The sequence below is a fragment of the Actinoplanes sp. NPDC051346 genome (genome assembly GCF_040682215.1).
Lineage (GTDB): Bacteria > Actinomycetota > Actinomycetes > Mycobacteriales > Micromonosporaceae > Actinoplanes.
The window spans coordinates 287,254-308,173 of record NZ_JBFBAJ010000010.1; the positions used below are offsets into that span (position 1 = coordinate 287,254).

General features: G+C 67.8%; 14 protein-coding genes and 6 pseudogenes. 9 read left to right on the forward strand and 11 right to left on the reverse strand.

Annotation, left to right across the window (positions count from 1 at the left end; all coding sequences use genetic code 11):
* Positions 1-16: 16 nt before the first annotated feature.
* Positions 17-622 carry a 4'-phosphopantetheinyl transferase superfamily protein gene (locus AB0M36_RS25340; protein WP_364161545.1) on the forward strand — a complete coding sequence of 202 codons (606 nt, stop codon included), beginning with the start codon at positions 17-19 and terminating at the stop codon, positions 620-622.
* Between the two features lie 35 nt (positions 623-657).
* Here AB0M36_RS25340 and AB0M36_RS25345 read toward each other — a convergent pair whose 3' ends face one another.
* On the reverse strand, positions 658-2,049 hold the full coding sequence (locus AB0M36_RS25345) for an AMP-binding protein (RefSeq protein WP_364161547.1): 1,392 nt from the start codon (positions 2,047-2,049) through the stop codon (positions 658-660).
* Between the two features lie 840 nt (positions 2,050-2,889).
* Positions 2,890-3,190, reverse strand: a pseudogene (locus AB0M36_RS25350) (EAL domain-containing protein); the annotation flags it as partial.
* 15 nt (positions 3,191-3,205) lie between these two features.
* On the opposite strand from AB0M36_RS25350, the gene AB0M36_RS25355 reads away from it, so the two are divergent.
* On the forward strand, positions 3,206-3,526 hold the full coding sequence (locus AB0M36_RS25355) for a hypothetical protein (protein ID WP_364161549.1): 321 nt from the start codon (positions 3,206-3,208) through the stop codon (positions 3,524-3,526).
* A gap of 555 nt (positions 3,527-4,081) precedes the next feature.
* Here the strand turns inward: AB0M36_RS25355 and AB0M36_RS25360 are convergent.
* Positions 4,082-4,657 (reverse strand): annotated as a pseudogene (locus AB0M36_RS25360) (IS110 family transposase); the annotation flags it as partial.
* Positions 4,658-5,025: 368 nt separating this feature from the next.
* Between AB0M36_RS25360 and AB0M36_RS25365 the strand changes: the two are divergent.
* Positions 5,026-5,619 carry an EAL domain-containing protein gene (locus AB0M36_RS25365; RefSeq protein ID WP_364161551.1) on the forward strand — a complete coding sequence of 198 codons (594 nt, stop codon included), beginning with the start codon at positions 5,026-5,028 and terminating at the stop codon, positions 5,617-5,619.
* Positions 5,620-5,695: 76 nt separating this feature from the next.
* On the opposite strand, the pseudogene AB0M36_RS25370 reads toward AB0M36_RS25365, so the two are convergent.
* The 3 genes and pseudogenes from AB0M36_RS25370 to AB0M36_RS25380 form a co-directional block, all read right to left on the reverse strand.
* Positions 5,696-5,873 (reverse strand): annotated as a pseudogene (locus tag AB0M36_RS25370) (ISL3 family transposase); the annotation flags it as partial.
* A gap of 670 nt (positions 5,874-6,543) precedes the next feature.
* Entirely contained in the window at positions 6,544-8,931 is a 2,388-nt protein-coding gene (locus AB0M36_RS25375) for an FtsX-like permease family protein (RefSeq protein WP_364161553.1), read from the reverse strand.
* Positions 8,931-9,659: an ABC transporter ATP-binding protein gene (locus tag AB0M36_RS25380; protein ID WP_364161639.1), complete on the reverse strand. Its 729-nt coding sequence runs from the start codon at positions 9,657-9,659 to the stop codon at positions 8,931-8,933. The genes AB0M36_RS25375 and AB0M36_RS25380 overlap by 1 nt, the downstream gene beginning before the upstream one ends.
* A gap of 225 nt (positions 9,660-9,884) precedes the next feature.
* On the opposite strand from AB0M36_RS25380, the gene AB0M36_RS25385 reads away from it, so the two are divergent.
* From AB0M36_RS25385 to AB0M36_RS25395, 3 genes and pseudogenes are all read left to right on the forward strand, one after another.
* Entirely contained in the window at positions 9,885-11,081 is a 1,197-nt protein-coding gene (locus AB0M36_RS25385) for a sensor domain-containing protein (RefSeq protein WP_364161642.1), read from the forward strand.
* Positions 11,066-11,713: a response regulator transcription factor gene (locus tag AB0M36_RS25390; protein ID WP_364161555.1), complete on the forward strand. Its 648-nt coding sequence runs from the start codon at positions 11,066-11,068 to the stop codon at positions 11,711-11,713. Before AB0M36_RS25385 ends, AB0M36_RS25390 begins: the two co-directional genes overlap by 16 nt.
* Before the next feature lie 93 nt (positions 11,714-11,806).
* Positions 11,807-11,932: pseudogene (locus tag AB0M36_RS25395) on the forward strand (MbtH family protein); the annotation flags it as partial.
* Positions 11,933-12,206: 274 nt separating this feature from the next.
* On the opposite strand, the pseudogene AB0M36_RS25400 reads toward AB0M36_RS25395, so the two are convergent.
* From AB0M36_RS25400 to AB0M36_RS25410, 3 genes and pseudogenes are all read right to left on the reverse strand, one after another.
* Positions 12,207-12,395: pseudogene (locus AB0M36_RS25400) on the reverse strand (purine phosphorylase); the annotation flags it as partial.
* A gap of 444 nt (positions 12,396-12,839) precedes the next feature.
* A complete protein-coding gene (locus AB0M36_RS25405) occupies positions 12,840-13,190 on the reverse strand; it encodes a hypothetical protein (protein WP_364161557.1) in 351 nt (116 codons plus the stop codon).
* Between the two features lie 11 nt (positions 13,191-13,201).
* The gene (locus AB0M36_RS25410; protein ID WP_364161559.1) at positions 13,202-13,726 is read right to left on the reverse strand and encodes a hypothetical protein; all 525 of its coding nucleotides are present in this window, start codon (positions 13,724-13,726) and stop codon (positions 13,202-13,204) included.
* A gap of 299 nt (positions 13,727-14,025) precedes the next feature.
* Between AB0M36_RS25410 and AB0M36_RS25415 the strand changes: the two genes are divergently transcribed.
* The 3 genes from AB0M36_RS25415 to AB0M36_RS25425 are packed head-to-tail and all read left to right on the forward strand — an operon-like array spanning position 14,026 to position 19,845.
* Positions 14,026-16,071: a helix-turn-helix transcriptional regulator gene (locus tag AB0M36_RS25415; protein ID WP_364161561.1), complete on the forward strand. Its 2,046-nt coding sequence runs from the start codon at positions 14,026-14,028 to the stop codon at positions 16,069-16,071.
* Positions 16,064-16,714 (forward strand): hypothetical protein, encoded by a 651-nt coding sequence (locus AB0M36_RS25420; RefSeq protein WP_364161563.1) that lies wholly within the window; start codon positions 16,064-16,066, stop codon positions 16,712-16,714. The genes AB0M36_RS25415 and AB0M36_RS25420 overlap by 8 nt, the downstream gene beginning before the upstream one ends.
* Entirely contained in the window at positions 16,714-19,845 is a 3,132-nt protein-coding gene (locus AB0M36_RS25425; RefSeq protein ID WP_364161644.1) for a DUF87 domain-containing protein, read from the forward strand. Before AB0M36_RS25420 ends, AB0M36_RS25425 begins: the two co-directional genes overlap by 1 nt.
* Before the next feature lie 255 nt (positions 19,846-20,100).
* Here the strand turns inward: AB0M36_RS25425 and AB0M36_RS25430 are convergent, their stop codons facing one another.
* Both AB0M36_RS25430 and AB0M36_RS25435 read right to left on the reverse strand, forming a co-directional pair.
* Positions 20,101-20,430 carry a hypothetical protein gene (locus AB0M36_RS25430; RefSeq protein WP_364161653.1) on the reverse strand — a complete coding sequence of 110 codons (330 nt, stop codon included), beginning with the start codon at positions 20,428-20,430 and terminating at the stop codon, positions 20,101-20,103.
* A gap of 46 nt (positions 20,431-20,476) precedes the next feature.
* A pseudogene (locus AB0M36_RS25435) lies at positions 20,477-20,899 on the reverse strand (hypothetical protein); the annotation flags it as partial.
* Between the last annotated feature and the right edge of the window lie 21 nt (positions 20,900-20,920).

Genomic DNA, 20,920 nt, shown 5'->3' on the forward strand with positions numbered 1-20,920 from the left:
GCTTTAACCTCTCTATATGGGCGAGCTACCGGTGTCCGGTCAGGACACCGTGCACGTATGGATCAGCGGTGGCTCCGGCGATCGGCCGGAGGCAGCACGGCGGCTGTTGCGGCGCGCGGGGTCCGCGCTGCTCGGCCGGACGGAACGGGACGTCGTGGTCGGACACGCGCCGGACGGCCGCCCCCGGGTACGGGCCGGGGCCGACGTGCTGGCGGTGAGCGTGAGCCACGGCGACGGCGTGGTGGTGGTCGCCGCCCGCCGGGCCGGGGCGGTCGGGGTGGACGTCGAGCGCCACCGCCCGTTGCCCGCCGTGGCACTGGCCCGCCGCTGGTACGCCCCGTCGGAGGTCACCTGGCTGCGGAGCCTGCGCGAGAGCGACCGGGCGGACGGTTTCCTGCTGCTCTGGACGGCCAAGGAGGCGGTCGGCAAGGCACTCGGCCGAGGGCTGCGCGACGGTGGGCTCCGACGCCTCGCGCCGGTGCCCGGGAAGCCCCGCGCGCTGCTGCGCCCGGTGCCCGGGCTGGCGCACGTCCAGGTCGGGCATCCGGCGGGTCCGCCGGGGCTGGTCCTGGCCGTTGCGGTTGCCTCGCCGGCCGGCGAGGTGTCGGTGCTCCTGCGGTAGCCCGGGCAGGCGCGGCCGTCCACCCGACGGGCCGGTCATGGGAGCGCCGCCCGCAGTACGGGCACGGCACGCACCAGCTTGCCGGTGGTGGTCCGGGGCAGTCGGTCGAGCAGGTGCAGGGTACGCGGACGTTTGTAGCCGGCAAGCCGTTCCGCCAGCAACTCCTCCAGCGCCGCTTCCGACAGCGGACCGTCGGGCTGCACATAGGCGGTAATGCCGTCGTCCTGAACCACCACCGCGGCGGCGACCCCGGGCAGCGCGGTGAGGGTCGCCTCGACCTCGGTGAGATCCACCTTGAGCCCACCGACGGAGACCTGCGAGTCGAGCCGACCCTTGATCGTGACAAGCCCGGTGGCCGCGTCGACGATCCCGGCATCGCGGGTGTGCAGCCAGCCGTCGGCCCACCGGCCGGGGTCGGTGAGCCCGACATACGGCGAGGCGGGGCAGCTCACCTGGAGTTCGCCGCCGACCACGCGCACCTCGATGCCGGGGGCCGGCACGACCGCGGGCCGGTTCCGGCCGTACAGGTCGGTGCCGATCACCCCGACCTCGGTCATTCCGTACATGTTGCCCAACGGGACGCCGAAGCGGTCGGTGAAGGCCTGCACGGTCGCCGCCGGCACCAGTTCCCCGCCCGTGGTCATCCGGATGAGCTGCGGGAGTGGACCGTCGGCACGGCAGGAGGCAAGCAGTCCGATATGGAACGGGACGCCGAGCACGGTTGCCGGGGTGTTCTGCGCGCGGATCGAGGCGAGGACGGCGTCGCCGACGAGCCGCTCCGGTCCGACCAGCTCGACTCCGGCGTGCAGCCCGTAGAGCAGGCCACCGACCAGGCCCAGCACGTGCACCATGGAAGGCAGCAGAATGATCCGCTCGCCCGGCAGGGCGACTCCGTCGATACGGGTGTAGCGGCGCACCTCGGCGATCAGGTCCGCGGCGGTACGCCCGATCACTTTGGACGGACCGGTGGAGCCGGAGCTGAGTTGGATGACCGCGTGTCCGCTGACGGCCGGGTGCGCGGAGAAGGGGACGACGCCCTCGGTCACCTCGACGAAGACGCGCAATGCGCCACCGCCGCTGCGCACCGGCGCGACGACCACCTGCGGGGTGAGGCGCGCCAGCGCCCGGTCGACCTCGTGGTCGGTGAGGCGGTGGTCGAGCAGGACCGCCTGGGCGCCGAGGCGCCAGGTGGCGAGCAGGTTCACCACGTACGCCAGGGAGGGGGGCAGCCGCAGCGCCGCAGCACCACCGGCACGTAGCCCAGCGGCGGTCAGGCGGGTCTGCGCCGCGCCGATCAGGTGACGCAGGGTGCTGCGGTCGACCGGCTCCGGGAGGCGCAGACAGATGTCGGCCGCGGGCCCGGCGAGCAGCACCTCGTCGACCCAGGACGGGTCCAGTACCGCAGCATTCTTCGTTGGACAATCCATTGTCACTACTGCCCACCGCCCAGCGTCAATGAGGGCGCAATCAGCCCGTCAAGTGCATCTTTCGGGGTGCTGCCGGAACCCTACGACAGCTCCGCAAGGCATTGCTAGATCCAAATGGCTAGATCAAAGACGCGGCCGGTCGGGTTGTCGACGCCCGTTCGGACAGGCAAGATCGGGCGTGTACGTCGATTGTGATACCACTGTGGACGCATCAGCCTTATTCGCCCGGGACGCATCGGATACACCCCACCGATGCCTGACAATGCGGCTTCCTGGATTATCCGGACACCCGCCCGTCATCTCTTCGATCGTCCCCGACGGGGACTGCTCGATCGCTCGGTCCGGCATGACTTTCTGCCCCTGGGGTCTACCCGCTCATCCGAGGTTGCCGGGTCGACGATGACCGGCAACCCCGCTGCGAGGAAGTGTCGAGCCGCGCGGTACGCCTCCTTGAGGCGGTTGCCTCGCTGAGCGTTGGGCAGCTGACGAAGCGACAGCGAATCGCCCCTGAGGACTCGCGTGCGCGGTCAGACCAGCGCGCCCGGGCATCGGCCGATCTATCCAGGCCCGCGCTTCCACCGAAAGTGCACGATCCCGTGCAGCAATGACGCGGCGGGGCGGGGACTGTAGTGCGGGCGTGACGATCGGTCGTTCATGGCGTCGGCCCGGGCGCGCGAAACGTCTCGCGGTGCCCCACGACACCTGATATCCACGAGCTGCCTGCGTGATCGGCCCACACCCGTCCACCATCAGGCGCGCCAAGCGCAGGCGTGGGCGGTTCCTCGACAGCTCCACTCCACGGCCGGAGGCCATGATCCGTCTACGACTCGGGTCCAGTCGTCACACAAGTTCGACTTGTTCGATTCTGTAAAATATTGACGCTGAAGTCCGTTTCCGGTACGGATTTCCGAAGAAGTAGCCTTGAGCCAGCCGGTATCCCATGCGTTCGAGTTCTGCCGCCTGCTCAGCGGTCTCCACGCCCTCGGGCCACGGCTGTGAGGCCCAACCCCTCGGCGACCTGGATGAGGGCCTGAGCAATGACCGCATGCCGACCTGCCATGGTGATGGTGCCTACGAAGCTCTTGTCCGCCTCGAGTACGTCGACCGGCACACTTTGGAGCAGCCCAAACGACGAGTGACCGCCCGGGTGCTGGCGGTGCAGCTGCACGAGAAGCTGACCGCCCACGGGCTGGCATGTACCCGCCTGGAGATCGCCGCGACCACGACCGACGGCCAGGAGCTCTCCCGGGTACGGCGCCACGACGGCCTGCTCACCGTCCAGGCGATCGCCGACCGGACCCGCTGGCAGCTCGACGGGTGGCTCACCCGGCGACGGCTCGCCGCCCCCATCACCACCCTCAGGCTCACCCCGCACGGTGTCCTGCGGCAGGCCGGACTGCAAACCAATTGTGGGGTGAGCCGGGCGCCGACCGGGACCGAGCACACCGCGCGATGCACCGCGTCCAAGGCTTGTTGAGGCCGGAGGCAGTGCTGGTCGGCGTCCAGTCGGGTGGCCGCACACCCGAAGCGCAGGTCACGTTGGTGCCGTTCGGTGACGAGCGCGTCGGCGCCCGCCCGGACGGGCCGTGGCCCGGGGTGCTGCCCGCCCCATACCCGGCGGTGAGCATGCCCGCGACCGCGGTGCGGCTGCTCGACGCCGCCGGTGAACTCGTCACGGTTGGGGCGCGGCTGAACATGTCGGCGCCACCGGCTGCCGTGCAGACGGGCGACCGGACCGTGCCGGTCGTGTGGTGGCGAGGGCCGTGGCCGGTCATCGACCGCTGGTGGGACACCGACGCCCGGGCGCCGCGGCGTATGGATGCAGGCCGTCGTGCAGGACGGGACCGCGCTGCTGCTGATGCTCGCCGGCGGCCAGTGGCAGCTCGTCGGCCGGTTCGGCTAAAGCGCCAGCGATGGGATTCACCAACAACCCCGACATGCCGTGGCGCGACCTGCAACGCCACCTCGCCACCCCCGGACCTCCCGCAGTGGTGGACCCGCTCGCCGACGCCGACGGCGGCGACTCGCCTGCCTTGCGGCGGTCGGCCTTGCGCAGCCCGGACGGGCCGCCACAACGTGACAGCAGCTCCAGGACGGCCTTGTGCTGGACCGTCGGCCCGAGGACACGTTCAAGGGCGGGGTGGATCTGCGTGAGCAGGCCGCGAATGCGATTAGCGACGCGGGTCGCTTCGCCGGCGAGGTCGTCGTCGTAACCGACCAGGACTTCCAGCTCGACGAGGGTGTCGTCTCCGGCGTCGACGCGGCGCAGCGTGTGCGGCAGGGTCCGGGCAGCGTCCGCGATGACATAGGCGTCACGGGCGTCAGTCTTAGCGTTGCCGGGGTGCAGGTCCGCGATCCGGCGCATCGCTAAGCCGGGCAGGTAGGCGACCTGGTGCCCACACGCCCGGGCGACCGCCACCGGCAGCGCGCCGATCGACGCGGGTTGGCCGACCACAACAAGCACCGTGCCGTGGCGGGCGAGCTTGTCGAACACCTGCCGCAGCCTGGCCTCGGTGTTGACCAGCGCTGCGTCGTGCAGCCGCTTGCCGTCCGGTGCCAACGCGACGGCGTGGTGGCCGTCCTTGCCGACATCGAGTCCGAGGAACACTGGTAATCGCCGTGCACATCGCCTCCCCGCGACGTTCTTCCTCGGTCGTCAGTCAGGCGTCGACTGCCGGCAGCCACGTTACGAAGAGACCTACCCCAACGGTGCGGGTGGCCGTGTCCCTATCAGCGGTCCGTCGGCGCCACCCGGCCCGGCGACAACACCCCCCGGATCATCCATGCGACAGGCCTGCTGATACCAGCGGGCGCCGCGCTTCCAGGGCTGGCTGCTGCTGAGCCTTCGTGGCGGCGACTTCATCACCGCCACGAATGACCGGGAGGCACAGAATCTGATCGACGTCGCGTTGACCGCCGCCGACGTCACCGGCCCGCGATGCACTGGTCGCTGCGCTGTGGCGCGTTGCGGATTGGGTGCGACCGATCAGGCTCGGTCGGTGCCAGCCGAGGGGCGGGCATGGCGAAGCAGCGTACGGACGTCGGCCGGCAGATCGCCGACCTTCTAGGTACCGCGTGGCGATGAACGTCTCCCCCGGCACGCTGCTCACCGCCGAGTGCGCCGCCCTGCTGTCCCGGTTGCCGCTGGAGCGTGTCCTGCTGGAGCTGTCCGAGCACGACCCGGTCGACGACTACGCCGCCCTGACCGCCGCCTTAGCGCCGCTTCGGGCCCGCGGGATGCGGCTGGCGATCGACGACGTCGGCGCGGGCTTTTCGTCTCTGCGCCACATCGTCCTCACCACCCCCGACGTGATCAAGCTGGACCGCAGCCTCATCGATGGGGTCAGCACCGACCCGATCCTCACCACCCTGGTCCGGTCACTGGTCGAATTCGGCCGTGGCTGTTCCGCCCGCGTGGTGGCCGAGGGGGTCGAGACCGCCACCGACGCCGCGACCTTACTTGCTCTCGGTGTGCACTACGGTCAGGGCTGGCACTTCGGCCGGCCGGGCACCGCCAGACAGCTAGCCGACCGGTACCCGGTCGTCGCCCTGCCGCTCCCCGCCGCCTGAGCCGCGCGACGCGTCAACTGCGGCGGGTCAGCGAGGTGTATGCGGGCCTACCGCGAGTTTCGCCGGTAACCGTGCCCCCTGCCCGGCCCGCCAGCTTGTTGAACACAGCCTGGACCTGCCTGGCCAAGTGGGCCGTGCGCCGCTGGTATCGCTGCAGGACTCCGGGCAACTGCTCGCGGAACGTCCGGCGGCAGCCCCCGGGACGGGCAGACTAGCCGCCGAACCCGGACCGCGTTCACCACGGGGCGCCCATCGGGATCGTTACGCACCTGATTCTGCCCGCGGGGCCCTGACGGCCGGGAAGAGGCCGAGTTGGGCGACGGACACCATGCGGGCGCCCCTGCCGCTACGGGCAGGGCGCGGAACTCTGCTCGGCTGTCAGGGCCGGCGCCCCGACCGTCTTGGAGGCGCCGCAACGGAGCCCGGCCATGACGGCCGAGCAGAGGAGACCAGGGACCAGCGCACGTACGTCTCCCGGGTGGTGCCGTTACGGAGCCCGGCTGACAAACGGAAGGAGGACGTGGCCGTCATCCACACCCTGCATCGAGCCGCGCACCGATCGCCGCAATCAACTGAAGCCAGATACTCGGTCGCAACCATGAGTTAAAGGCAAATGCAAGGTCCGCCGCGTCATCCGCCTGACCGACCCACCGCCGCTCCCCAACCGTCTCCAGCAGCCGTCGGCGGCCAGCGCGCTGGCGGTCGTCAGCCACCGAGTGGACGACCGCAGATCGCCGATAGACACGTGATTCCTCCCAGGTTCTTGTCCGCGAACAGCAGACCGCTGGGGGCTACGTGATTTCTATAGCTGTGCGGCTTCCGTGGCGCTCTTCCTTATGGCGGCATGACGCCCCGGGGACAGCGACGGGGGTGCACCGTCCCCGGGCTCGGCAGCGGAACCGGCCGGCACCGGTTCCGCCCGGCTCAAGCGGGTCGCGGTCGGATGACGTTCCAGGTGACGGTTCCGCTGGCCGCGGCGGCCATGGCCAGGGGGCCGAGAATGGCTGCGGACACGACCGCGCCGTTGAGGTGCGGGGTGACCGATGTACCGGTGACCTGCGAGAGGCCGGCTGCCAGTCCGACCAGCGGCGGCAGCGTCACCAGCAGGCCGAGGCCCACGCCGACGAGCACCACCAGGACGGTCTCTGCCAGCACGAACGACAGCAGTTGCCGGAGGGTGCCACCCGCCGATTTCATGACCGTGAAGTCGGTGCGACGCCCGAACGCTGACATGGCCATGCTGTTGGCAACGGCCAGTCCGCTGTAGCCCACGGCGACGGCGATGAGCATGGCGGCGAGGCTGTTCGTCAGGCGCGCATCGGTGTTGTAGTCGGCCAGCGCGTAGGTTTGCGCATCGTGCAGCGCCGCTCCGGGGCTGACCTGGCTGGGTGCGTCGCCTGCCGGGATGAAGATGGTGTCGGTGAGCGCGCTGGAGTCGTGCTTCCGCACCGTTGCGCGGGCCATGACGAAGGCACCGCGGGCGGGGTCGTCGGGCAGGACCTGTGCGATGCGGATGTCCTCGAGGCGGCCGTCGACGAAGCGGACGGGCACGGTCTGGCCGGGGGTGACGCCGAGGGACTTCGCCATGGTGGCGCCGAGGACCGCTGTCCGCGGGTCCGAGGACCACTGCGGATCGCGCGAGCCGAGGGCCTCCACGACCGTGGTCTTGCCGCCGTTGCCAGGCACGAAGACGCGGGTGACCACTAGCGCCTTGCCGACCGGGTTCTCCGCCACGATGTCGTCGCTGAGCCCCGGGGTACCGTCGGTGTCGATGAGGACTTGGCCGGCGAGCTTCTTGGTCTCGCCCGCGGGGTAGGCGCTCCCCATCGTCTCGACCATGCCGCTGATCAGGACCGCGAACCCGACGGCGGCGATGATCGGTGCGGCGGTGGACGCGGCGCGCCGGGTCGCGTTGAGGATCTCCGCCCGGACGAGCATCGGTCCGGCGCCGGTGGAGCGGCGGGCGAACGGCGCGGTGAGCAGCCGTACCGCCGGGCCGATGACGACAGGGGCGAGCAGCGCGGCGGCGACGATGAACGTCATCGCGGCGACCATGGCAGTGTTGATCCGGTTGTCGGATCCGGTGACCGCGGTCAGCAGGGCAAGCAGCACACCTGCGCCGAGCGCCACCAGGCCGGTGATCAGCCGGGCCCGGCCGATCACCGTCTTCTCGACCTCGGCGTCCTGCAGCGCCTCCAGCGGCACTACCCGGGACGCGGTCCGGCTCGCGGCCCAGGCACCGACGACCGCTACACCGGTTCCCACCGCAGCGGCGGTCAGCAGCGGCCAGGCTGACACGGTGATGGAGAAGTCCGGTGGAGCCACGTCGAGGTGCATGAGGATCGCTCGCATGAGCGGGGCCGCGGCGAGGCCCAGCAGGCAGCCGGCGACCGATCCGAGCGCACCGATGACGGCCGCCTCGCCGAGAATCATGCGGCGTACCTGCCGGGGTTCGGCACCGATGGTCCGCAGCAGGCCGATCTCCCGGCGCCGCTGGGTCGTGGCGAGCACCAGGGTCGCGGCGACCACGAATACCGTGACGAACAGGCCCAGGAGCGCCATCGCCGCGATGAGCTGGGTACCGAGAAACCGCTTGTGCGCGATGAACTCCGGTTCGAGTTCGCCACGGTCGTCACCGGTTACCACGGTCGCGTTCGTGTCGGACGCCCGGCGGGCCTGCGAGACGATGGTGTCGATCGAAGCGTCGCGGGCCGGGAGCAACCCGATGGCGCGTACGCCCGGGTCGCGCTGGGTGGCGACGTCGTCGGTGAAGAAGAAGCCGGGGCCGTCGATCACGCCCGACACCGTGAAGTCGTGTCGGCCGTCGCTCAGGTTGATCGAGAGCTTGGAGCCGGGCTTGACGCCGAGCGCGGCGTCGACCGCCACCTCGTTCGCGGCCCGCGGCTGTGCGCCGGCCGTCAGCGAGTATGGCGCAAGCAGGGTGCTTGACCAGCCGTGGCCGGCCTCCAGCGCGCCATCGTCGAGCACCGGGCGGTTGTCGACGAAGGCCTGCGCGTAGAACGCCCGGTCCACGATCACGTGCTCCACGCCGGGGATCGCGGTGAGCCGCTGCGTCAAGGTGGCAGCGTCCGTGTCGGACCAGGGAATCCGGTCCTCGGGACTGCCGTCGACGTCGACGGCCTGCGGCGGGATGACCAGTGCCGGGGTGCCGGCCAGCCGGGGCTGGACCCGGGGCCGGGCCGAGTCGTAGGTCACCAGCGTGACGGCGATCAGGCCGACGCCGACGACGACGGCGAGAAAGGTGGCGACGAAAGTGCGCCACCGCTGCCGGACGTTCGCAAGGACCAACATCACGCCTCCAGCCGTGCCATCTGCGCGGCGATCAGAGCCGGGTTGGACGGGTCGACCGGCTTGAGTGCGACCCGGTCGGCCAACTGCCCGTCCTTGAGGAAGACGACGACGTCGGCGTACGAGGCGGCTACCGGGTCATGCGTGACCATGATGGTGGTCTGGTTCTTGTCGTCGACCAGACGGCGCAGAAGCGTCAGCACCTCCCGCGAGGTGCTGGTGTCGAGGGCGCCGGTCGGCTCGTCGGCGAACAGTACGTCCGGACGGGTGATCAGCGCGCGGGCGAGCGCGACCCGCTGTTGCTGGCCGCCGGAGAGCTCACTGGGCCGGTGACCCGACCGCTCCCCCAACCCCACCTCGGCGAGCGCCTCGAGCACGTCGGTGCGATCGACGCGCCGGCCGGCGAAGCGGAGCGGGAGCTCTACGTTCTGCGCGGCGGTCAGCGAGGCCACCAGGTTGAACGCCTGAAAGACGAATCCGATGTGCTCGCGCCGCAGAATCGTCCGCTCGCCCTCGTCCATGGCTCCGACGTCCTTGTCCGCGACGAAGATCTGTCCCTCGGTGGGTCTGTCGAGGCCGGCCGCACAGTGGAGCAGCGTGGACTTACCGGAGCCGGAAGGCCCCATGATCGCGGTGAAGGTGCCGGTCGGGAAGCCGACGGACACCCGGTTGAGGGCCGTCACCGTGTGATCGCCGCTGCCGTATACCTTCCGGACACCGAGGAGTTGCACCGCTGTCGTGGTGGATGCGTGCCTGGTCGTCGTCATGACGGAATCTCATCGCACCGGGGCGTTTCGCCGCATTGATCGCGACTCTACTTTTCGAGGTAGAGCCTGCACTACCGCGCACCGTCGCAGGCATGACATACGGTTGCCGTGTCCAAGTCGTCCCAATCCGGGAAGGAGGGTACCGTGCCCGGCAGCGATGTCTGGCGCCCGCGAACCGCGCTGCAGGCTATGGCGCGAGAGCCGTTTCGCTTCCTGACCTCGGTATGGCCATGGCGCGCCCTGTTGTACCTGCTGTCCGGCGTCCTGGCAGGCGCAACGACGTTCGCGGCCATCGTCGCGATCGGGTTCCTCGGCATCGCGTCGCTTACGTTCGCCGTCGGCGCCGCTCTGCTGCTGCTCGGGCTGCTGATCGGCCTTCCGGTGGCTCGACTGGAACGCTGGCGTCTACGGCTGGTCGACCTCGACGTCACCCCGGAGCCACACCGTACGTCCGGCGGCGGCCTGTGGCAGTGGTTGCGGACTCGGCTGAGCGAACCGGCCACATGGCGGGAGTTCACGTTCACGCTGATGGCGGCGACCGCGCTGCTGTGGCTGGACGCCGGGGTCCTGGGGCTGGCTTTCGTTCTCCCCGCGTTCTGCATCTCGGCGCCGTTCAATGATCCGGTGACGTGGCCCTGGGCGGTGCTGGGCGTCATGCTGATCGCCGCCGCGCCGTATTCGATCACGGCCTGGGCTGGCGCGCGGGCGGCACTGACCCGCGTCATCCTCGCTCCCCGCCACGAGGAGGTCGCGGCACAGCTCAAGGAAGTCAGCATGTCCCGGGCGCGGCTGCTGGACGCTTTCGATGCCGAGCGGGCGCGCATTGAGCGGGATCTGCACGACGGCGCTCAGCAACGTCTCGTCTCGCTGAACATGTCGCTGGGGACCATACTGCTGGATGTTCCCGAGGGCTCGTCACTATACCGGCAGCTGCTCGCAGCACAGGAGCAGCTCACGCTCTCCCTCACCGAGCTGCGCAACCTCGTACGCGGGCTGAGTCCCCGCGTGCTGACCGACAACGGTTTGGCAGCGGCGATCGAGGAGGCGGTCAGCCGGTGCCCGCTGCCGGTCACCGTCGACCTGCAGACCTCGGGCCGGCTGCCCCCGAAGGTCGAGTCGGCAGCGTACTTCGTCGTCACGGAGGCCATGGCCAACATCGTCAAGCACAGCCAGGCGAGGACCGCTAAGATCATCAGCCGCTACCACGCAGACCAGTTGACGTTGGAGATCTGGGACGACGGCGTCGGCGGCGCGGATGTGGGGGCCGGGACCGGGCTGAGCGGTCTCGCGGACCGACTGGCCGTGGTGAACGGACGCATGCGACTGTCCAGTCCGGTGGGCGGTCCGACTCTTCTGCTAGTGGAGATCCCATGCCGCTCCGGGTAACGCTCGCTGAGGACTCCTCCCTGCTCAGGGAGGGGCTGGTGGGCATCATGGAGCGCTTCGGTCACGAGGTCGTCGACGCGGTCGCCGACGCCGACACGCTCGTGGCGTCTGTAACGAAAACGCGGCCGGACATCCTCATTACCGACGTGCGCATGCCGCCGGGGCACGGCAACGACGGGCTGCGAGCAGCGATCCGGCTACGCAAGGAGTTGCCGGGCCTTCCGGTGCTGGTGCTCAGCCAGTTCGTCGATCAGTCCTACGCGACCCAATTGCTGGACTCGGACGAGGGCGTGGGCGTCGGATACCTGCTGAAGGACAGGATCTCCGCGGTGGTGAACTTTATGGCCGCGATCGACCGGGTCGTCGCGGGTGAGACGGTGGTGGACCCGGACGTCGTGCGGCAACTCCTCGGCCGTCGCCACGATCCGCTGCGCACGCTGTCCGGACGCGAGCGCGAGGTGCTGGCCCTGATGGCCGAGGGGCGCTCCAACGCCACCATCGGCGCTCTGCTGCACATCAGCGACGCGGCGGTTAACAAGCACATCGGCAACATCTTCGGGAAGCTCGACCTGCCGACCACGACGGACGGACACCGCCGTGTGCTAGCCGTCCTGGCGTTCCTGCGCGATTGAGCTGCGATAGCCGGCGCCCACGACCATAGATTCGCTATAGGCACGCGAAGGACTCTCGGCAGGACAGATCCGCCCGACTGCGAGGTGTTCACCATGCCGAACCCGTTCGAGAACGACGACGCGCCCTACTTTGTGCTGGTCAACGACGAGGGACAGCATTCTTTGTGGCCGACCTTCGCGGAGGTCCCCGCCGGCTGGCGAATCGTGTTCGGTGAGGATGCGGACGGTGAGCACTCGGACTCGGCCGACGTGGCCGGCCCACGCCATTCCGGCGCTTTCCATCTCGATCGCGGCGGCATCGTTGTAGTGCTCGCTGAGCTGCTGGGCCAAGGGTCTCGTGCGGGAGTTGAGCACGACCTCGCCGGCAGCGATCGGTATGAAGTGGACCGCTGGCCTGCCCGGGAGCCGTTGGAAGTCTCGCGCGACGAAACGGGGCTCGTTGGAGCAACTCGTGGTCAGCGTCGAAACAACGCGGCCGTGCGCGAAACCGGTCGTCCTGCTCCTTGCCGCCATGGACGGCGAAAACGCGCGTCGCGACGACCACCGCACCAAGCTCGAGCTTGTCGTCAAGGGCACCGGCGACGCCGACGAAGAGGACCGCCTCCGGCCGGAACAGCGCGATCGCGCTTGTGGCGACCAGGGCAGCATCGAGGTTGCCCGGCCCGACCTCGACGATCGCCACCCGGCCGGCCCCCAGCGTGCCGACCTCGAACTGGGTTCCCGCGCGGGGCCTCAAGCGTCACACTTAGAAACGTCCAGGACCTGCGTCAACAGGTGCCGTACTCAAGGTGTCCACCCGCTGGGGGACGCCTTGCGGACGGAAGAGGGTAGGATTTAGCACATGAACACTCGATGCACATGTTGCATCGGTGCAACGCGTGGGGGGTCAAGTCCCCCCTCGGACACAATTGATCAAGGCGTGAGCTGCGGCCTCGTGGTCGCACCTATTTCTTGTAGCGGCGTCTTGCCAGCTCATCGACGTGGGCGTGCAAGTCGCTCCTCGACACAGCGGTAAGCCACACGGACAGGGAAGATTTTCACGTCCAGGGGTAGGGTGTGGCTCTTCGTCACCGCCCCTTACGGCTACTCGTCAGCTGACGCGTAGCGGTCGCCTCCACGTTCTTGCTCAAGATTGATCGAGCGCTGAACGAAGCAGTTGCGCCAAGGCGTGCAGGAATGCGGCGGCCTCGGCGTCCGAGGGGTGGTCCAGCGCTCGGTTGCCGTCGCCCTCGACCAGGCGTAGCAGCGTGCCTGGGACGTGCTCGTCCTTGAGTACCATCTCGACGGCCTCAAGGTCCTGCCGGACCGAGGATGCGTCAGTAATCACGGTCCGTCGAACCTCTGCATAGATCTCCTCCGTCCCGTCGCTGTCGGCCACGTAGGACTGCATAAAGTGGCGCATTCTGTACATCGCCGGGCGCCACCTTTGCTGCCCGACCCGCGCGCGCAGCGGATCGGGAAGATCCTGGCTCTCCATGGGAACTCACGCTAGCCCCACGGGTAGGCGGAAAGGATGAACGGCGTGGCCGTAACCAATCCGGGAGCGAGGCGGATCAGAACGTTGAACCTGGTGGTCTCGCCGTACCGCGCCCGGCGGGGTCCCGTGCCGTACATTCCGCTGTTGAAGTACCCCCGGCCGATGCGGTAGCCGGCGTCGTAGTCGCCCTTGTGCAGGTGCCCAAGCGCAAGGTCGGCGCGGATGGTCTCCCAGTTCAGCCGGACGTAGGCGTCAACCTCGCGGTTTATCGTCGACAGGTCCAACCACTGGTACGACCTCGTCACGCTAGCCGCCCAGGGAAGATCGCCGTAGATTCTGCCCTCGATGGTCTTGGTACGCGGGTCGCGCCGCAGCGGGATGTCTGGCCCATGCCGGTCGATGGTGTGCGCCCCTCGATCGCGGTAAGCGTCGTCGTTCGCGGTCAGGTCAAAGTCCGGCGGTTCGTTGCCGAGCTGGTAATACCGGAGCGTGGTCGCGGAGTCGGCCGCGAAATTGATCATACTGCGCTTGGACATGCTCAATCCCGATCATCCTAATGATCACCGTCCAGTCGATGGATGACGATCAAGAGAAACGTGTGCGATGCAGAATCCGCTTTGGACTCTTTCGCTTGGCTGAAGAGGAGCTTGAGCAGGGAGTTTCACTTCGTCGAGCGTTCGGGAAGCTCCGGGATGAAACAGGACGGCGTAGCGCTGCGGCATGCGAATTCGTACGCTGTCCCAGAACGTCTGGCACCGGCGGCGGGAGGTAGATAACACTGACCACGACGCCGACACTTGATCTTTCGGCCATCGGATCATGGCAGCAATTCGCCATGTTTCTCAGTCAGCTCAGAGATCGTTCCGGGCTTTCATACAGCCAACTGGAGCGGATGACCCGGGATGACGCCCGCCCGCTGACGAGATCCACACTCAGCGAGGTACTCCGCGGCAACCGCCCGCCACAGAAGTCGCTCGTAGAGAGCTTGCTCGCCGCCTTGCAGTCGCCCCTGGGCGAACGCGCGCGAATCATGGACACTTGGGCGAGGCTGACTGAGAGGTCTCAGGAGTGGCGGACCAATCTGCTGCGGTTCGTCGACTCGTCTCCTCGCGAGCTCGGCGTTCACGCCGGGATCAGACCGGCGACCAGTCCGGGAGAACTGCCGGGGTACGTCATGAGGTCGTTCGACCCAGAGCTTCGACGGCTGATCGAGGACGGCACGCGACGCGGGTGCTTCGTTGTCCTCGTCGGTGGATCGTCGACCGGCAAGACTCGCTCGTTGTACGAGGCGGTACGGAATGTAGCCGGGGACTGGGGGCTGGTGCAGCCGTCGGATACAGGCGACATCTACCGATTGCTAGAAGATTCGGATCGCCCATCCATCGTCTGGCTCGACGAGCTGACTCGATTTTTCCGTTCGACGCCGGAACTTACTAAGACTCAGCTGGCAAAGCTTCGACGGATAGGCCACATTATCGTCGGGACACTGTGGTTCGAGGACTACACAGCAAGCCAAGCATCACGCGTCGAACGAGCCGTACTCGAATTCGCGGAAATGATTGACGTGCCGCGCTACCTCGACGCGGACGAGTGTGAGAGAGCAAGAAGACTCGCCTCCACTGACAGCAGTATCAGCGCCGCGCTTAATTCCGGCGACGATGGCATGACTCAAGTGCTCGCCGCCGGCCCTGAACTGTTGCGGCTGTGGCATCACGCACCACCATATGCGCGGGCGGCCATCGAGGTAGCGACGGACGCACGCCGGCTCGGGATCCTCACCCCGTTGTCTCGGGAACTACTGCTCGAGGCCATGGCTGGATACCTGGGCGAGGGTGACCGCGTCACCCCTCCCGAGAGCTGGTGGCAGGAGGTCACCTCCTACGCGGAGCGGCCCATCAACGAAACCACGGTGGCGGCGCTGATCCGGGTGGCCGGCCGCTCACCGGGGACACTGGCCGGATATCGTGCCGCCGACTACCTGGCACAGCACCTGCGTGTCCAACGGAGATCTCGGTGCCCGCCGGAGAGTTTCTGGATAGCGCTGATCGACCGGCTCAACAGCGTTGAAGACATCCGTCGTCTCCGCGACGCGGCGGCTGCGCGGATGCGCTACCGCCTCCAGGAGAAGGCACTCCGCAAGCTGGCCGCTCTCGGCGATCAGCAAGCCCTCGTCGACCTCACATTCCTGCTCGTGCGCCAAGACCGCATCGGCGCGGCGGTCTCCGTGCTGTCCAGCCGCTTGGGAGACCGGCCGGCCGAGGATGCGCTGGCCGAAGTGTTCCTTCTCCGCGGCCGCGCGGACGCCGTAGAACTGAACGAGCGGGCGGATCTGCTGTGCGACCTCGGCGAGAGAGCCAGCCTCCGAGGGAGAGCCGACCAAGGCGACGCGACCGCTGCCGACGATCTCGCCGACCTGCTCGCCGAACGCGGCGAACTCGCGGAGTTGCGGCGGCGAGCGGACCGCGGTCATTCCCTGGCGGCGGATCTGTTGGCGGAGCTGCTCGCCATCCATCGGCGGACGGACGAGTTGAGCGTCCGAGCAGCCGCAGGCGATCAAGCTTCACTGACGCGGCTCAATCGCCTTCGAGACGACGCGTCGAGCGTGAAGCCCGAGATCCAGCAATTGCGGGAAGCGCTGGCCCGAGGCGAGGTGGCCGTCGCCGAGCGACTGACCTCGTTGTTGTTCGAACTAGCCGACGAGCCGGAACTACGTGCCGAGGTTGACGCAGGCACGCCCTACGCGGCGGACCGGTTGCTTGCTCTGCTGGCGGTCAATTCATGTAACGACCCCGAGGCTGCCGCCGAGGTCGTCAAGCTACGCGCTCTCGGAATGCACTGCGACGGAACCTTGGCTCTGACAGAAGGACAACATCATGCCTGATGACGACATGACGGCCGCGGAAAGCGCAATCCTCATCGTGCTTATGGCCGAGGCCAGAGAAGTGCTCAATACCGAGTTGAAAGAGTGGTACGGCCTCGACGTGCGGAAGGAACAGCGCGAGAAACTCACGGCCAAGCTGCATTACATCGCCAGCAGGAAGAGCGGACGCACGTATGCGTTGCAGTTGGCGGACGACGGCTGGGTCAGGGTCCAGAAAGATCTCGACTTCACGCTTCGAGGAGCCAGTGCCCTGAGCTCCGGGCTGAAGGCGCTGCAGAAGAACCTGCGCGATCGGGTCCTGGCCCGGGCGGAGTGCGCAAGTTTCACCGAGCTCTTCGCCGTGAAGGATTTACGAGCCGTCGAACCGCAACGTGCGTCCCGCGCGGCGCTGCGCCTGCGCATCATTGCAGCCTACGAGGCCCTCGCCGACGAGCCGCGGACATTCGTGAGCTTAACCCGGGTGCGGCCGTTCTTCGCCGACGTGCCGAGGGAGGCTCTCGACGAAGCCCTGCGCCGACTGGCGGCGGAAGACGAGGCCAACATCGTGCCCGAGTCGAACCAGCGCCTGCTGTCGGAGGCGGACGTCAAGGCTTCTCTGCGCATCGGGGGCCAGGACAATCACCTGCTGGCGATCGGCGTGTGATGCAGGAGGCGGAACGCAAGGCGCTCGCCTCGCTGCGGTTCGACTGGGCGCCCGTACCTGATGATTTGTGGAAACCCTTGCCTTTCCACGTCGAAGGCCTGCACGTGCCGATCCTGAACGAGGTGGTTGCCGGGATAGACGAGGCCGCGACGAGTGCGGCGGGCAGCCCGATCGGCCTGGTCCTGCAGGGCCAGCGCGGATCCGGCAAGACGCACCTGCTGGGATCGGTCAGGCACTTGGTGCAGGAACGAGGCGGCTATTTCTTTCTGGTAGGCATGCTCGATGCCGAGGCGTTCTGGGAGAGCGTGCTGGAGGCGATGCTGGACGGGCTTGCGCGGCCGGTGCCCGGCAGCCGGCAGACCCAACTGAATCTTCTGCTGCGACGGCTGTCGGCCAAGGTCGGTGCGCCCCGCGCGGCGCGACGTGCCGTCATGGGTGAGACGGACCTGACCCGCCCCGCGCTCGACGAGTTCATCGTGGGCCTCGGCGAGTTCGATCGGCAGGTCGCCCGCAACAGCCAGGAGACGGCGCGAGCCCTAGCTCTGAGCGCCTCGGCGGACATCGGCCATCGCGATGTCGCCGAGAACTACTTCACGTCCGGCGACGAGGCCGAACCCGGCGAGCGCAACGCGTGGGGCATGCGCCGCGCATCGCGCAAGCCGCAATCAATCGTGCAGGATCTGTCCTGGCTCATCGCGTTGACCGGACCGTCGGTCATCGCGATCGACCAGATCGACACGCTGGCCGCAAAGTTCGACATCACAACCGACCCGAGGTCCGGTGTGCCGGCGCTTCTGCGGCCGGAAGACGCGCGAACGCTGGCAGTGATGGCGGACGGACTCATGTCTCTGCGGCAGGTGACGCGCCGCGCCCTCACAGTCATCGCCTGCCTGCCGGCCACGTGGGCCATCATAAATCGCACTGCCGTCGACTCCGTGACCGACCGGTTCCGGCAGACTGCTCAACTTCGCCGGATCAATGATGAAGGCCTCGCTCAGGCGATCATTGAGAAGCGTTTCCGTACCCGGTTCGACGAGATCGGTTTCGATCCGCCCTTCGATTCGTGGCCCGTTGCGCCGGACGCGTTCGCCAACGTTGGGTCGTTCACCCCGCGCGAGCTACTGATCAAGATCGACCAGCACATCCGGACGTGTACGGCCAACGATCACATCGAGTTGCTTCATCGGCTCGGAGAGCCGTCGGAGGCCAGATCGGCCCTGCACCACCGGGGATCGGAGGCCCTCAGTTCCGGCAAGCTGGCTCGGCTCGACGAGTGGTTCGCTGAACTCAAACAGCAGGCGGACGACTTGACTCCGCTCGAGGCTGCCCACGAGGACGAGAAGATGCCGGCTCTGCTCGCGGCAGGGCTGACAGCATGGATTCTGGAGCGCGGCGAGGCCGGCGCGGCGTTCAGTGTTGATCCGCCGCCGAGTGCGCATCCACCGCTGCACGCGAGGCTCCGGCTGGCCCTCGACGAGGAAACCGAGGACCAAGTGCACTGGTGCTTCCGCGCCGCGAGCGATGAGCACCACTTCAACAGGGCGGTCGCTCTCTTGAAGAAGGCGACCATTGCCGCCGCGGCCGAAAGGACATCCGGGAAGCGCAATCTCTACATGCTTCGCGCCGGCGAGTGGTCGAAGGGCGCGAAGACCCGGCTTGAACTCGGCAAGGTGTCCGGGACCCTGGCGCTGGACGCCGAGGACCTGAGCATTCTTTCTGCCCTTCAGGTCATGCTCAGCGCGGCAACGGTGGAACTGCAGGGCTGGCTCATGGAGCGCAAGCCGACTCGCGATCTGAAATTCCTTCAGGAGGCGCTGGCCGATGTCGAGAGTTGGTTGCCTTCGCGGCCGGAGGCGCGAGGGGACGACGTCGCCCACGATGACGTGCCGAGCTTTACCATCGGCTACGACCACGGCGACGACGCGGCTATCGCGCTACCCCTCGAGGCGCTGCGCAAGCACACCACCATCTTTGCCGGTTCCGGTTCCGGCAAGACCGTCCTGATCCGGCGCATCGTCGAGGAGTGTGCCCTTCACGGCGTTTCCGCGATCGTGCTGGATCCTAACAATGACCTCGCACGGCTCGGCGACGCCTGGCCTGAAACACCACATTCATGGCGGTCAGGTGATGAGGAGAAGGCCGCTGAGTACCTCGCGCACACCGATGTCGTCGTCTGGACGCCGCGACGCTCTTCCGGCCGGCCGCTGAGCTTCCAGCCGCTGCCGGACTTCCCGAGCGTGCTCGACGACAACGACGAGTTCAACGAGGCAGTGGAGGCCGCCGTCGCGTCACTCGAGCCGCGGGCAATGGTGACCGGCCGGGCCACCAAAGCACACCTGGGGCGGGCCGTGCTGCGTAAGGCCGTCGAATACTATGGCCAACACGGCGGCACCCGCCTGCAGGGCCTCATCGACACGCTGGCCGACCTGCCCGACGGCATCATCGACATCGACGGCGCCGACAAGATCGCCGCCGGCCTCGCTCAGACACTGACCGCCGAGATGGTGAACGATCCGCTTTTCGGCGGTGAAGGCACCGCTTTGAACCCCGGCGTGCTGCTCACACCGCCCGAGGGCAAGCGCGCCCGACTCTCGGTAATCAGCATGGTCGGCCTGCCGTCGGAGGCCGTACGCCAGACTTTCGTGAACCAGCTTCAGATGGCGCTCTTCTCTTGGATCAAGCGGCATCCGGCCGGTGACCGGCCGTTGCTCGGTCTCCTCGTCATGGACGAGGCGCAGACGTTGGCACCGGCGAGCCCGATGACCGCCTGCACGCAGAGCACGTTGGTGCTGGCCGCCCAAGCGCGTAAGTACGGCCTCGGGCTGATCTTCGCGACGCAGGCCCCCAAGAGCCTGCACAACCGGATCCCCGGCAACTCCGCGACACAGCTTTACGGACTGCTGAACAGCCCCATTCAGATTGAGGCCGTTCGGGAGATGGCGAAGGCCAAGGGCGGAGATGTGCCCGACATCTCACGCCTGACGGCCGGGGAATTCTACCTAGCGGATGAGGGAAGCTCGCCGCGCAAGATCAGGACACCGCTCTCGCTGAGTTACCACCCGCGCAGTCCGCTGACGATCGAGGAGGTCATCGATCGATCGCGCAAAGGCGACACCGCGTCGGATCGGTAAGTCTTGTGCCCCCGACTCCGCGCGAGACAGCGTCCCCTTGGGCAAAGCGCCGATCGGCGGCGAGCCGCCGGTGAATCGGGCGAGGTGGAAGGGATCTTCGCCGAGCATCGCGCCGCGCTGGTTCAGGTCTTCCAGCGCACGACGCGCTGAGGCGCACAACAGATAAGGCTCGCGCAGAAGGCAGTTCACGACGAGACGGCCAGCTCACGGGCTGCGATCACCGTGTGCGTATCTCGAGTGTTGATCTCGGACACGTTAACCCCCACCAGAGTCATCCCATCGAGGGATGGTTTCGGTGGGGGTTACCTGTTTCTTCAGGTCTCGCGGTTCGAGGCCGAGTGTGTCCAGGCCGCAGACGATGACCATGTCCCGCGCCGGGACATAGGTGAGCAGATCCTGGCCATCGGCCAGAAACGGCAGATCGGCGGCGCCGCTTAACCGGTAGAGCAGTTCATCGACGATCCGGCGTTCGGGCCAAAACACGTTCCGTCCGCGTTGATCGCCGGGCCGCGCGCTGGTCCGGCCGGGCGTCGACGAGGCGGTAGCCGTATGGTGGCCGGCCGCCGAGATGACGGCCCTGTTCACGGGCCTGGGAACACATCGCACGGGTGGTTCGCCGCCGGGCCCGTAGCACCTCCCGTTCGGATTGGTGGCCGAGCAGCATGAGAAGGGCGCGGTGCGTGGGATCAGCCAAGTCAACAAGACCACCCACTTCCGGAAGCCATACCGTGACGCCGTGCGCACGGAGGTAGGGGATGGTCTGCAAGGCCAGACGGCCGGCGAACGCCCGCTCGTACTCACCGATGACCACTGCGTCGAACCGGCGATCCGACCGCGCCGCCTCGGTGAGCAACTCGGCTGCGCCGGGCCGCTCATTCCAGGCAAGGCTGCGGGAGTAGCCGGTATCCGAAAGAACTCGACAGCGATGCAACCCCGGTATCCAGTCAGCTGGACTGCGATGTCGAGCTGCCACTCCCGCGACGACGCCGGGTCCTGATACCCATCGGTGGAGATTCGCCCACAAAAGGCGAACCGTAATGCAGCGCCACGCCACACACGACGCCGAGCACGGCTA

Coding starts and splice junctions, on each gene's coding strand:
- AB0M36_RS25425 (WP_364161644.1), top strand. CDS start 16,714: ATGCAGGAGGCGGAACGCAAGGCGCTCGCCTCGCTGCGGTTCGACTGG.
- AB0M36_RS25385 (WP_364161642.1), top strand. CDS start 9,885: ATGGCGCGAGAGCCGTTTCGCTTCCTGACCTCGGTATGGCCATGGCGC.
- AB0M36_RS25345 (WP_364161547.1), bottom strand. CDS start 2,049: ATGGATTGTCCAACGAAGAATGCTGCGGTACTGGACCCGTCCTGGGTC.
- AB0M36_RS25340 (WP_364161545.1), top strand. CDS start 17: ATGGGCGAGCTACCGGTGTCCGGTCAGGACACCGTGCACGTATGGATC.
- AB0M36_RS25375 (WP_364161553.1), bottom strand. CDS start 8,931: ATGTTGGTCCTTGCGAACGTCCGGCAGCGGTGGCGCACTTTCGTCGCC.
- AB0M36_RS25390 (WP_364161555.1), top strand. CDS start 11,066: ATGCCGCTCCGGGTAACGCTCGCTGAGGACTCCTCCCTGCTCAGGGAG.
- AB0M36_RS25405 (WP_364161557.1), bottom strand. CDS start 13,190: ATGGAGAGCCAGGATCTTCCCGATCCGCTGCGCGCGCGGGTCGGGCAG.
- AB0M36_RS25410 (WP_364161559.1), bottom strand. CDS start 13,726: ATGTCCAAGCGCAGTATGATCAATTTCGCGGCCGACTCCGCGACCACG.
- AB0M36_RS25415 (WP_364161561.1), top strand. CDS start 14,026: ATGTTTCTCAGTCAGCTCAGAGATCGTTCCGGGCTTTCATACAGCCAA.
- AB0M36_RS25420 (WP_364161563.1), top strand. CDS start 16,064: ATGCCTGATGACGACATGACGGCCGCGGAAAGCGCAATCCTCATCGTG.